The organism is Algorimicrobium echini (assembly GCF_900115185.1).
Lineage (GTDB): Bacteria > Bacteroidota > Bacteroidia > Flavobacteriales > Flavobacteriaceae > Algorimicrobium > Algorimicrobium echini.
This window is the reverse complement of sequence record NZ_FOVN01000002.1, coordinates 167,176-179,085: the sequence shown is the minus strand read 5'-3', so window position 1 is coordinate 179,085 and position 11,910 is coordinate 167,176. Positions and strand designations below refer to the sequence as shown.

Sequence of the window (11,910 nt, the reverse complement as noted above, 5' to 3'; positions counted from 1 at the left end):
GGAATGGCTCTCTGTTTACTTCACTTCTTCGAAATCCACGTCTTCTACGTCGCTTCCTTCGTTAGCATCTGTTCCTGCATTGGTATCAGGACCTGCTTCTGGACCAGCTTGTTGGCCATCTGCTTGTGCTTTATACATTTCCTCGCTGGCTACTTTCCATGCTTCGTTAATTTTCTCTAAAGCTGGATCAATAACGGCAATATCTTTTGTTTCGTAAGCTTTTTTCAATTCTTCAAGTGCTTCTTCAATTGGCTTTTTCTTATCGTCAGATAATTTTTCACCAAATTCTTTCAGCTGACTCTCCGTTTGGAAAATCATCGCATCAGCAGCATTCAATTTTTCAGCAGTTTCTTTTGCTTTCGCATCGGCATCGGCATTGGCTTCAGCATCTGCTTTCATTTTTTGAATTTCTTCTTCTGATAATCCTGAAGAAGCTTCAATACGAATATCTTGAGTTTTGTTTGTCGCTTTATCTGTTGCCGAAACTTTAATGATACCATTAGCGTCAATATCAAACGTTACTTCAATTTGCGGTGTTCCACGTTTTGCTGGTGGAATACCATCTAAATGGAAACGTCCAATTGTTTTGTTGTCGGCAGCCATTGCACGCTCTCCTTGTAACACATGGATTTCAACAGACGGCTGGTTGTCAGCTGCTGTAGAGAAAACTTGCGATTTCTTAGTTGGAATAGTCGTGTTGGCTTCAATAAGCTTGGTCATCACGTTACCCATGGTTTCAATACCTAATGATAAAGGTGTAACATCTAATAACAATACATCTTTAACATCACCTGTTAAAACACCACCTTGAATAGCCGCTCCTAAAGAAACAACTTCATCAGGGTTTACACCTTTGCTTGGTTTTTTTCCGAAGAATTTCTCAACTGCTTCCTGAACAGCAGGAATTCGTGTAGAACCACCAACCAAAATAATTTGATCAATATCGTTTTTAGTAATACCTGCAGCTTTTAATGCAGATTCGCAAGGTGCAATTGTGCGTTTTACCAAATCGTCAATTAACTGTTCAAATTTAGAACGTGATAAGGTGCGTACCAAGTGTTTTGGTCCACTTGCCGTAGCCGTAACATATGGTAAGTTAATTTCTGTTTGCGCTGCAGATGATAATTCAATTTTCGCTTTTTCGGCAGCTTCTTTTAAACGTTGTAAAGCCATTGGGTCTTTACGTAAATCAATGTCTTCTTCAGATTTAAACTCATCAGCCAACCAGTTAATGATTTTTTCATCTACATCATCACCACCTAAATGGGTGTCACCATCGGTAGATAATACTTCAAAAACACCGTCACCTAATTCTAAAATAGAAACATCATGGGTACCACCTCCAAAATCGAATACAACGATTTTTTGGTCAGTTCCTTTTTTATCCATTCCATAAGCTAAAGCTGCAGCAGTAGGCTCGTTAATAATACGCTCTACTTTTAAACCGGCAATTTCTCCAGCTTCTTTAGTTGCTTGACGCTGTGAATCATTAAAGTAAGCTGGTACTGTAATAACAGCACGAGTTACATCTTGACCTAAATAGTCTTCAGCTGTTTTCTTCATTTTCTGAAGAATCATTGCTGATAATTCCTGTGGTGTATACAAACGACCATCAACGTCTACACGTGGTGTATCGTTATCGCCTTTTACTACTTTATAAGGTACACGTCCTGCTTCTTTTGATGATTCAGAAAATTTATTACCCATAAAACGCTTAATAGAATAAACCGTTTTTTCAGGATTTGTAACGGCTTGACGTTTTGCTGGATCACCAACTTTAATTTCACCGCCTTCAACGAAAGCGATTACAGATGGTGTTGTTCTCTTACCTTCTGCATTTGGTATTACAACTGGCTCATTACCCTCCATTACAGAAACACAAGAGTTAGTTGTACCTAAATCGATTCCAATAATTTTACTCATAATAGTTATTTATTTTAATTTGTATTTTCCGAAATATAATTCCGGAAGTGTTGTGTTCTTATTTATTTTCGGAATGTATAAGTCAATGATTGTGCCATGACAAAAAAAGTGACACGTTGTCAGATTCCTATGTTAATATCGCTTCAAAACGCTTGTGTGAATGGAAATATTAGTATTTTTACTAATAAAAAATAATTTATGAAAAATCTGATAACAGTAATAATTACATCCTTTTTATTATTTACCGCTTGCGAAGGACCTCAAGGACCTCCAGGTAGAGATGGTGGCCTAATTGTTTCACCGGCTTTTGAAATTGAACTCGACTTTACAGCTGGTAATAATTATGAATATTTTGAACCGTATGGTTTTAATACTTATCCCGCTGATGTAACATTGGTTTATATTCTATGGGAAATTGTAGATGGACAAGAAGTTTGGCGCTTACTGCCTCAAACTGTACAGTTTGAAGATGGTTCTTTAATGTATAACTTCGATTTTACACGTACAGATGTCCGCTTCTTTTTAGATGGAACTGTTAATTTTAATACGCTAGATAGCTCATGGACACGAAATCAGGTTTTCCGTGTAGTTGTAGTTCCTGCTGACAACGTAGGTAAACAAGACTTCTCTGACATTAATGTAGTCATGGAGTCTTATGGTATTACAAATTTTAAAAAACGCTAGGTTAAAATCTTGAGGAATATCCTTGAGTTTGTTAAAATTCATCGTAAACTAAATGTATATTTGCCCTTAAATTAAAATGATTATTACATGGAGTGTATTTCTGTTTTTGATATGCTAAAAATAGGTGTTGGACCTTCAAGTTCACATACTTTAGGACCTTGGAGAGCAGCAGAACGGTGGATTGCCGATTTAAAATCTAAAAATAGATTTGAAAAGGTAGAAAGCATAACAGTAGACTTATATGGATCCTTATCTTTAACAGGAAAGGGCCATGCTACAGATTATGCGGTTATGCTTGGCTTAAGTGGTGCCGATCCGGAATATATTCCAGTAGATACGATTGATGTAATAATTGCCGCTATAAATAATACTAAGAAATTACGATTTAATAACGAACGTACTATTGATTTCGACCCGAAAAGAGATATTGTTTTTAATAGAAAGTTTTTACCATTTCATGCTAATGGTATGCGTTTTACAGCTGTTATTAATGGTAGGAAATCCCATGCTTATTACTATTCTATTGGTGGTGGATTTGTTGTTCAAGAGGAACGACAGAATTCTAAAGCCAACAAAATTATATTTTACTGTACTTTCCCCTATCCTGTTGAAAATGGTGTGAAATTGCTTGATTTTTGTAAGCAATTAAATTTACCTATTTCTGGTGTGGTTTTAGAAAACGAAAAATCAATTCGTGATGAAGAAACTATTGATTTTGAATTAAAACGTATTTGGAATACCATGTTGGAATGTATGTACGTTGGTTGCCATACCGAAGGAAATTTACCAGGTGGTTTAAATGTACGTCGTCGTGCTTTTGATATGCATCAAAAATTAAAAGATGGTGTACCTTATGATTCACCTGAAACATGGTTACAAAGTATCCGTCAGACAGAAGTTAAATTCCGACAAATTTTAAAATGGGTTAGCTGTTTTGCTTTAGCGGTAAATGAAGTCAACGCTTCTTTAGGTCGTGTTGTAACAGCGCCAACAAACGGAAGTGCAGGTGTTATTCCAGCTGTTTTAATGTATTATATGGTTATAGAAAATCATGAAGCCGATTTTGAGCATATTAAAAAATTCTTACTAGTAGCCGGAGAAATTGGCTCAATATTTAAAAAAGGGGCTACTATTTCTGCAGCCATGGGTGGTTGTCAAGCAGAAATTGGCGTCTCGTCTGCTATGGCAGCTGGAGCGCTGTGCGAAATGTTAGGTGGCACTCCTGAACAGGTTTTAATTGCTGCCGAAATAGCCATGGAACATCATTTAGGTCTTACCTGCGACCCTATTGGTGGATTGGTACAAATTCCGTGTATTGAGCGTAACTCAATGGGAGCTATTAAAGCCATTAATGCCGCAGAATTAGCTTTAGATACCGATCCAAATAATGTAAAAGTACCACTAGATAAAGTTGTTCAAACCATGTGGGAAACCGCCAAAGATATGAATTCGAAATACAAAGAAACCAGTGAAGGTGGTCTTGCTGTTGGCGTGCATTTAACAGATTGTTAAGCTATTACCTAACATAAACTTACTTTGGTTTACAGTCATCGGTGCGCCTTGAGTCCACTAAATAAATTATTTTCCACTGACCGTTATCATTAAATAACTGAAATGAATTAACACCACAGTGACTAAATTGATCATTAAACCAAAACTCGTAAGGCGTCCATGCATGTGCTAAATTACCATCTACCTGAATATGGTAATCCAACAACTTTTCTTGCCATTTTTGGTCTGGTTTTTTAGAAGCCAATGTTACAAGTAGATCACTTACATTTCCTTTATGAATCTGGTCGTTACCATTATTATCTTTAAATGTGGTTTGCGATGGAAATTTACCATACATTACTGTTTTCATTAAAACAGTATCTCCTTTATGAAAACCTTCAAAAAAAGTATCTATTGCTTCTTTTACAGCTATTTCGGAGTTGTTTTGAGCATAGGTCAAAGAAACCATAAGAATAGCTAGATAAGTGATTTTTTTAGTCATGATAGGTCTATTTGTTTTTCTAAAGTAAACTTTTTAGACTTATAATTTGTTTGAAATAACCAAAAATTAACAGAATCAATTCTTAATTTATTAATTTTACAAGCATTTTAAATCAAATATATGTCAGTAGCCAAAAAACAATACAAACGTATAACCGTTAAAACATTAGTAGATATGAAAGCCAAAGGCGAAAAAATATCTATGTTAACGGCTTATGATTATACCATGGCAAAAATTGTTGATGGTGCCGGAATAGATGTGATTCTCGTTGGCGATTCTGCTAGTAATGTAATGGCTGGACATGAAACCACCTTACCGATTACGCTAGATCAGATGATTTATCATGCATCTTCTGTGGTACGCGCCATTGAGCGCGCTTTGGTAGTGGTAGATTTACCGTTTGGAAGCTACCAAAGCGACCCAAAAGAAGCCTTACGTTCTGCCATTAGAATCATGAAAGAAAGTGGTGGTCATGCCGTAAAACTGGAGGGTGGTAAAGAAATTAAAGACTCTATTAAGCGTATTCTAAATGCAGGTATTCCCGTTATGGGACATTTAGGGTTAACACCACAATCCATTTATAAGTTTGGAACCTATACCGTTCGTGCTAAAGAAGATGAAGAAGCTGATAAACTAAAAGAAGATGCTTTAATGCTTGAAAGAGCTGGTTGTTTTGCTATTGTGTTAGAAAAAATTCCCGCCAAATTAGCCCAAGAAGTTGCTGAAAGTGTCAGCATTCCTGTTATTGGCATTGGTGCAGGAAAAGGCGTGGATGGTCAAGTGCTTGTATTACATGATATGATTGGTATGACGCATGAGTTTAATCCGCGTTTTTTACGCAGGTACATGAATTTGTACGAAGATATGACGAATGCTATTTCCCAATATGTAACGGATGTAAAATCGGTTGATTTTCCGAATGATGAGGAACAGTATTAAATCCGATTGTTGGATTGTTGGATTGTTGGATTGTTGGATTGTTGGAGGTGTATCAAATAACTAAATTTAGGAAATGTATAGGTGTAAAGATTTAGAAATATGGAAAAAAAACAGATTATTTTGTGCTGAAATTTATTCTATAACATCTAAATTTCCTGAAAATGAGAAATTTGGATTAACAAATCAGTTACGAAGAGCCTCTATTTCCATACCGTCAAATATTGCAGAAGGTTCATCTAGACATTCAAATAAAGATTTTACAAGATTTCTTCAAATAGCAATTGGTTCTGCATACGAAATTAAAACGCAATTATTAATTGCTCCCGACTTAAATTTCATAAACAAAGATGAATTAGATAGTCTATTAAATAGTTTAGATGCTATTATTAAAATGACATCTAAGTTTAAATCAACACTAAATAAATCCAAAAATCTAATAATCTAGTGATCAAATCATCTAATATCTTTTCTAACAAAAAAAACCTCCAAGTCTTATACGAAGACAATCACCTAATCATCGTAAACAAACGTGCTGGTGATATTGTTCAAGGTGATAAAACAGGTGATATGCCTTTAAGCGATGTAGTTAAAGACTATATTAAGGACAAATACAACAAACCTGGTAATGTGTATTTAGGGGTGGTTCATAGATTGGACAGACCAACTACAGGCATTGTTATGTTTGCAAAAACCAGTAAAGCCTTGTCACGATTGAATAAACTATTTGCAGAAAGAGATGCCCATAAAACCTATTGGGCATTAATTAAAAACGCACCTCCAAAACAAACGGATACGTTAATACATTGGTTACGGAAAAATCCGAAGAACAACAAATCTACAGCCTTTCCCAATAAATCTGCTGAGAGCAAAAATGCCATTTTACATTATCAGGTGTTAAAACAATTAGATAATTACTATTTAGTGGAAGTAGCTTTAGAAACTGGCAGACATCATCAAATTCGTGTACAATTAGCTAGTATTGGTTGTCCCATAAAAGGCGATTTAAAATATGGCTTTAATCGGAGTAATCCAGATGGCAGTATTAGTTTACATGCCAGACACTTGGAGTTTACGCACCCTGTTTCCAAAAAAGACATTCAGGTAACAGCACCATTACCAAATGATCCCGTTTGGGATGCTTGTTTAGAAAGTTAGTTTTGTTTCTTCACGATAAGGATAGTTAATTTGCAAGCTGGTTCCTTCCTTAATTTCAGAACGCAAATTAAACGCCGCGTTAATTAAATCTGCACGACTTTTCATATTTAGTAAGCCTGCTCCTTTTTCTGCGGAAGCGATATCAAAACCTTTTCCATCATCTTCAATATGAATTATCAGCTGTTGCTCTTGATAATCTAATTTCACCATTAAACTCGCTGCCGATGCATATTTCACGGTATTTGAAATAAACTCCTGGATTATTCGGAATAAGATAATGCTATCTTTGGAATTGGTGAATGTGGTTTCATCACCTGTAATTTCTAATTCGGCTGATAATAGCTGTAGTTTATTTAAACGTGCCACTTCGTTTTCAACCGATTTTTGAAAACCACGATTCACAATTACATCACTATTTAAAGATTTAGAAAGTGCGCGTAATTCACTTAAACTTTCTTTAACCACATTTTTGGTTTCCGTAAATTGGTCCTTAATACTTTCCTGAACTTGCATATTCATAATGCTCATCTGCATATTAGCAACAGATAATAATTGCCCAATATTATCATGTAACTCTTGACCAATATTTTTCAGTGTTTGCTCCTGTATCTCAATTTGGGTGTTGGATAGTTCTTCTTGAAATACTTTTTCGCGTTCAATTTTATCTAAAAGCAGTTTGTTTTTTCGTTTATTAAAAAATATGAAAATTAATATAATAAGGGCACAAACAAGCAGCAATACACCAATCATGTATATTAACAAGTATCTTTCAGCAGCTGTGCTGACTAATGGGTCTCCGGTTTGCACCATAATAAAGCAAAGCTAAAGGTTAAATACATAAACATATTTGCAAATAAAAAAATTTGCCATTTTAAAATTATAAAGTTCCAATCGGCTGTGGTAAAATATACATCATAAAATATTATAGGTGTCGTAATAAGCCACCAGACAAAAATTGTTGTGCTAATATAAAAATAAATAGATTTATAGAAATTCAGAATTTTATCTGATTGCAATAATTCATAAAAATACAGACAAACACAAGTTAACACAACTAATCCTCCTGCAATAAGAAGTGACGGAAACATACCTTGGAAATATTTATTGAAATTTGTTGAAATTATAAAAACAGCTAAAACTAAAAATCCGATACACATCCATTTTATAAGTTTTTTAAACTTATCTTTTTCAACTAAATTGTGATAGAAAAAGCTAAAAAATAAAACAGATCCAATGTTCCAAAATAAAGTGGTCCACCAATAATTTTTCTCAATAATAGTACCTTCTAGAAAATGTAAAGGGCCTTCAATTATTTGGCGTGTATATCCACTTAAAAGTTCACAAATAAATATATATACTAAAAAATATAGAAAAAATTTAGCCACTGTAAGCTTATATTTTCTGTAACAAAATATAGCGATTATAGCGGCTAAACCTTCAATGGAGAGTGATAAAATAATATAATTACTTCTTAAAAACTCTTCCATAAATTAAATTATTGTGGGTAATTGGCACTCGGTGGATTTCCAGTGCCTGCCATATTCAAGCCATCACCTCCAGGAATGTCACCTCCTTGGCGTTTATAATGAAACGGCATACTAGAACCTTCTGATAAAGCTTGCATACCTGTTGGTACAAAAAACATGGTGGTATAACCAACGCCTTCTTTTGGTGAATCTGGATAAGCACCCAAATATAAACGTACGCCATCCATTTGGTAGCCTAATTCTTGGGATTGATTTTCTGCATATTTTATATAATTTTTAATGTCTTCTATAGACCACCAAGCAGACCGGTTGTCTGGACGCATAACAATAGAATCGCTAATTAATTGATGTCTAGAATTAAAAGCTTCATCTAAAACCATAGCTTCTTTAGATGTAATTACACCAGCTGGTTTGATAATATCTTCTACCACATCTTCATGTCCAGCACAATTTGGACAAAAATAATACGTAGCTAATGCACCAATAATGGCACCAATAATTAATAAGGATACATTTTTCATATTTGGTTAGTTTAATTAATAGACACTAAAAATATAAAAAAGAATGAAACAGGCTTTGTTTTTCTGGTAATAATATGATTAAAATTTTATTTTTTAATCATCCTGTTTATTGGTGGTTAGGATTCAATCTGTCAGAAAATTTTCACTTATCCTAACCACCCTTCGCGATCCAAACTTCGGTATTGAATGGCTTCGCTTATATGTGCTCCCTGTATGGATGGACTGGCTTCTAAATCGGCTATTGTTCTGGATACTTTTAAAATCCTATCATACGCACGTGCTGACAAATTTAAACGTTCCATAGCTGTTTTTAATAATTCTTTAGAAGCAGCATCTAATTGACAGTATTTACGAATTTGTTTCACATTCATTTGAGCATTGTAATGCACGCTATCCGAATCCACAAAACGTTCCGTTTGTCTTTCTCTAGCTGCTGTAACCCGTTTTCTAATCTCTATTGATGCTTCACCTTTGCGTTCGTCTGATAATTTTTCAAAAGGTACTGGTGTCACTTCAATATGAATATCTATTCTGTCTAATAACGGTCCAGACACTTTACTTAAATATCGTTGCATTTCGGCAGGTGATGATGTTACAGGCGCATTAGGATCGTTAAAATAACCACTCGGACTCGGATTCATACTAGCCACCAACATAAAAGACGATGGATATGTAACCGTAAATTTTGCTCTAGAAATGGTAACTTCCCGATCTTCCAACGGCTGACGCATCACCTCTAAAACCTCGCGTTTAAATTCTGGTAATTCATCTAGAAACAACACACCGTTGTGCGACATGGAAATTTCGCCTGGTTGTGGATAGCTGCCACCACCAACTAAAGCTACGTTTGATATAGTATGATGTGGACTTCTAAACGGCCGTTGTGCCATTAATCCCGTGTTTTCTTTAACACGACCAACAACGGAATGAATTTTTGTGGTCTCTAAAGCTTCATGCAAAGTCATTGGTGGCAAAATACTCGGTAATCGTTTAGCAAGCATCGTTTTACCAGCGCCTGGAGGACCTATTAAAATAATATTATGACCACCAGCAGCAGCAATCTCCATACAACGCTTAATTCCTTCTTGACCTTTAACATCGGCAAAATCAAACTCCGGGAAATTAAGACTTTTATTAAACTCTTCCTTGACGTCTATTATAATTTGTTCTAGTGGTTCACCTTTATCAAAATAGTCTATAACTTGTGTAATGGTATCTACACCGTAAACATTCAATCCGGAAACAATGGCTGCTTCTTTGGCATTTTGTTTGGGTAAAATAAAACCTTTAAAACCTTCTTCCTGTGCTTTTATAGCAATGGGCAAAGCGCCTTTTATGGGTTGCAAGGTTCCATCAAGAGATAATTCACCCATAATTAAATAAGCTTCTAAATCGTCTGCTTTTATTTGGTTGGTAGCTGCAAGAATTCCCATAGCCAGAGTTAAGTCGTAAGCACTTCCCTCCTTTCGTAAGTCGGCTGGCGACATATTAATAATGATTTTTTTACCAGGAATTTTAAAGCCATTGTTTTGAAGCGCTGCTGCTATTCGGAAATTGCTTTCCTTGATGGCGTTATCTGGTAAACCTACCAAATGATACCCAACACCTTTGTCTACATTTACTTCAACAGTTATGGTGGTTGCTTCAACTCCAAATACGGCACTTCCAAAGACTTTTTTTAGCATAATCAATTGATTTTCTTAAATGTATGAAATTATCAATAGGTTTTCCATGTTGTACTTAAGAATTGTTTCGGGTTTTGATGACTGATTAAATAGAATAAATCTTCGCCTAGGTAACTTCGTAAGTTTTGAAACAAAGCTTTTTCTGTATTTTTTTGTGCTACCACATAGTAATCTGTTCCAAAAAGAATTCTATGTTTCACCTTATCATCTTGAAGTAAATATTTTAGTAACGGAAATAATTCCTCATTAAATAAAATGAAACTGATATCTGTATAGACATTTTCATACTGTATGATTAAATCATAAATAATAGACAGCCAACTGGCATTCCACCAAATTGTTCGTGTGCTGCCATGGTTTAACGTGTTTTTTATGGTGCTTTCAAAATATTTTTCCCGTGAAATGTGTGAAATGTTATTGTTATAATTATTCCAATTATCATTGGTGTAACGCAACCATTCTTTAGAGCCTCCAAAATGTGCTAAACATATTTTTAGTTTGCTTAAATCGGTTTCTTCGCCTAAATAATTACTTAATAATTTTTTATTTAATAAGCAGTGATAATTTAATGGGTGTGAAAAATTGGTAGTAAAATGGTAATTTTTGGTTTGTGGTAATGGCATGGGAATTGGTCCTTCTGTTACCTTTTTTGTGTATTTCAAAATTGGGTGGTAATCCCATTCCTTTTCTTTTTTTCCACGATAGAAAACAGTACCTTCAATGCAATGTGTGGTTATGGGGATTTGATGTTCTTGTGCAAACTTGTACGTTTCTATTAAGTGTTTATCAAAAGGAAAGTACCCTAAAGCTGGATATAGTTTTATTCCGTGAAAATGGCGTCTGGTTAAATTTTTCTTGACAAAGCGTTCATATGAAAACCCGTTGATATTTATGGATGGATCTGTTATTCGACGTGGATCTACAAAAATGAATGGTAATAGTTGTTCTTTATTATTTTTAGTAACCTGTAATAGTTCCTCAAGCTGCTTCATATAATTAGCAACTGGTTTTCCAGCTTGCATATAATCCATGTCCATTGGTAAAACCACGAATTTGGTATTAACGTCGTAGGTTTTTTCTAGTAAATCAAATACTTTTCGTTGTCCAGATTTGCTATAAGTAGCATACCTTCCAAGGGTTACAAAACGCGCATAAGCTTCCTTACTCTGTTTACTAAACAAATTACTAATTGCTAGAATGTTTATTAGCATTTTACCCAACCAAATGCAGAAAAACATGATCATGGAAAATAGCCAATAACCAACAATTGTGAACTTTAAAACACTGATGAAAAAATGTTTGATTTTTTTTACCCGATGTGTGAAACGCTTATAGGTGTTGTTTCTATAGGTTAAATTTAAAAAATACCATTTCACAACTTTCATGGTCACTATCTGAAATACTAATGGTGTTACTTTTTTACCAAAGTTATTCGGTACGTGGTCTATAGTAAACGTATGTGTATGGCAGTTATAAACTGTATAATTTTTAGGAATGTTGTTGGCGTTTGGTTGAGTCATAAA

Annotated in this window: 12 protein-coding genes; 5 read left to right on the top strand and 7 right to left on the bottom strand. The window is 34.7% G+C overall.

What is annotated here, in order from left to right:
- Positions 1-15 precede the first annotated feature (15 nt).
- Positions 16-1,923, bottom strand: coding sequence for a molecular chaperone DnaK (gene dnaK / locus BM239_RS06965; protein WP_092206951.1), 1,908 nt, complete (start codon positions 1,921-1,923; stop codon positions 16-18).
- Positions 1,924-2,121: 198 nt separating this feature from the next.
- Between dnaK and BM239_RS06960 the strand changes: the two genes are divergently transcribed.
- Positions 2,122-2,607, top strand: coding sequence for a hypothetical protein (locus BM239_RS06960; RefSeq protein ID WP_092206950.1), 486 nt, complete (start codon positions 2,122-2,124; stop codon positions 2,605-2,607).
- Between the two features lie 87 nt (positions 2,608-2,694).
- The gene (locus tag BM239_RS06955; RefSeq protein ID WP_092206949.1) at positions 2,695-4,119 is read left to right on the top strand and encodes an L-serine ammonia-lyase; all 1,425 of its coding nucleotides are present in this window, start codon (positions 2,695-2,697) and stop codon (positions 4,117-4,119) included.
- A gap of 19 nt (positions 4,120-4,138) precedes the next feature.
- Here the strand turns inward: BM239_RS06955 and BM239_RS06950 are convergent, their stop codons facing one another.
- The gene (locus tag BM239_RS06950) at positions 4,139-4,600 is read right to left on the bottom strand and encodes a nuclear transport factor 2 family protein (protein WP_092206948.1); all 462 of its coding nucleotides are present in this window, start codon (positions 4,598-4,600) and stop codon (positions 4,139-4,141) included.
- Positions 4,601-4,720: 120 nt separating this feature from the next.
- Here BM239_RS06950 and panB point away from each other — a divergent pair, with 120 nt between their 5' ends.
- The 3 genes from panB to BM239_RS06935 all read left to right on the top strand — a co-directional run bounded on the left by panB (position 4,721) and on the right by BM239_RS06935 (position 6,694).
- The gene (gene panB, locus BM239_RS06945; RefSeq protein WP_092206947.1) at positions 4,721-5,539 is read left to right on the top strand and encodes a 3-methyl-2-oxobutanoate hydroxymethyltransferase; all 819 of its coding nucleotides are present in this window, start codon (positions 4,721-4,723) and stop codon (positions 5,537-5,539) included.
- A 73-nt stretch (positions 5,540-5,612) separates the two neighbouring features.
- Positions 5,613-5,984: a four helix bundle protein gene (locus tag BM239_RS06940; protein ID WP_092206946.1), complete on the top strand. Its 372-nt coding sequence runs from the start codon at positions 5,613-5,615 to the stop codon at positions 5,982-5,984.
- Entirely contained in the window at positions 5,984-6,694 is a 711-nt protein-coding gene (locus BM239_RS06935) for an RluA family pseudouridine synthase (protein ID WP_245758205.1), read from the top strand. The genes BM239_RS06940 and BM239_RS06935 overlap by 1 nt, the downstream gene beginning before the upstream one ends.
- Here the strand turns inward: BM239_RS06935 and BM239_RS06930 are convergent.
- From BM239_RS06930 to BM239_RS06910, 5 genes are all read right to left on the bottom strand, one after another.
- Positions 6,683-7,504, bottom strand: a complete 822-nt coding sequence (locus BM239_RS06930; RefSeq protein ID WP_245758204.1) for a sensor histidine kinase — start codon at positions 7,502-7,504, stop codon at positions 6,683-6,685. The two genes, BM239_RS06935 and BM239_RS06930, sit on opposite strands and share 12 nt — an antisense overlap.
- Positions 7,480-8,181 (bottom strand): hypothetical protein, encoded by a 702-nt coding sequence (locus tag BM239_RS06925; protein ID WP_092206945.1) that lies wholly within the window; start codon positions 8,179-8,181, stop codon positions 7,480-7,482. The genes BM239_RS06930 and BM239_RS06925 overlap by 25 nt, the downstream gene beginning before the upstream one ends.
- 8 nt (positions 8,182-8,189) lie before the next feature.
- Positions 8,190-8,702: a hypothetical protein gene (locus BM239_RS06920; protein ID WP_092206944.1), complete on the bottom strand. Its 513-nt coding sequence runs from the start codon at positions 8,700-8,702 to the stop codon at positions 8,190-8,192.
- 146 nt (positions 8,703-8,848) lie between these two features.
- Positions 8,849-10,387, bottom strand: coding sequence for a YifB family Mg chelatase-like AAA ATPase (locus tag BM239_RS06915; RefSeq protein ID WP_092206943.1), 1,539 nt, complete (start codon positions 10,385-10,387; stop codon positions 8,849-8,851).
- 32 nt (positions 10,388-10,419) lie between these two features.
- Entirely contained in the window at positions 10,420-11,907 is a 1,488-nt protein-coding gene (locus BM239_RS06910; RefSeq protein WP_092206942.1) for an amidohydrolase family protein, read from the bottom strand.
- Positions 11,908-11,910: the final 3 nt, after the last annotated feature.

What these genes read in the sequence shown, in the direction of transcription:
- dnaK (WP_092206951.1), bottom strand. Translation starts at nt 1,923, where the DNA reads ATGAGTAAAATTATTGGAATCGATTTAGGTACAACTAACTCTTGTGTT.
- BM239_RS06960 (WP_092206950.1), top strand. Translation starts at nt 2,122, where the DNA reads ATGAAAAATCTGATAACAGTAATAATTACATCCTTTTTATTATTTACC.
- BM239_RS06955 (WP_092206949.1), top strand. Translation starts at nt 2,695, where the DNA reads ATGGAGTGTATTTCTGTTTTTGATATGCTAAAAATAGGTGTTGGACCT.
- BM239_RS06950 (WP_092206948.1), bottom strand. Translation starts at nt 4,600, where the DNA reads ATGACTAAAAAAATCACTTATCTAGCTATTCTTATGGTTTCTTTGACC.
- panB (WP_092206947.1), top strand. Translation starts at nt 4,721, where the DNA reads ATGTCAGTAGCCAAAAAACAATACAAACGTATAACCGTTAAAACATTA.
- BM239_RS06940 (WP_092206946.1), top strand. Translation starts at nt 5,613, where the DNA reads ATGTATAGGTGTAAAGATTTAGAAATATGGAAAAAAAACAGATTATTT.
- BM239_RS06930 (WP_245758204.1), bottom strand. Translation starts at nt 7,504, where the DNA reads ATGGTGCAAACCGGAGACCCATTAGTCAGCACAGCTGCTGAAAGATAC.
- BM239_RS06925 (WP_092206945.1), bottom strand. Translation starts at nt 8,181, where the DNA reads ATGGAAGAGTTTTTAAGAAGTAATTATATTATTTTATCACTCTCCATT.
- BM239_RS06920 (WP_092206944.1), bottom strand. Translation starts at nt 8,702, where the DNA reads ATGAAAAATGTATCCTTATTAATTATTGGTGCCATTATTGGTGCATTA.
- BM239_RS06915 (WP_092206943.1), bottom strand. Translation starts at nt 10,387, where the DNA reads ATGCTAAAAAAAGTCTTTGGAAGTGCCGTATTTGGAGTTGAAGCAACC.
- BM239_RS06910 (WP_092206942.1), bottom strand. Translation starts at nt 11,907, where the DNA reads ATGACTCAACCAAACGCCAACAACATTCCTAAAAATTATACAGTTTAT.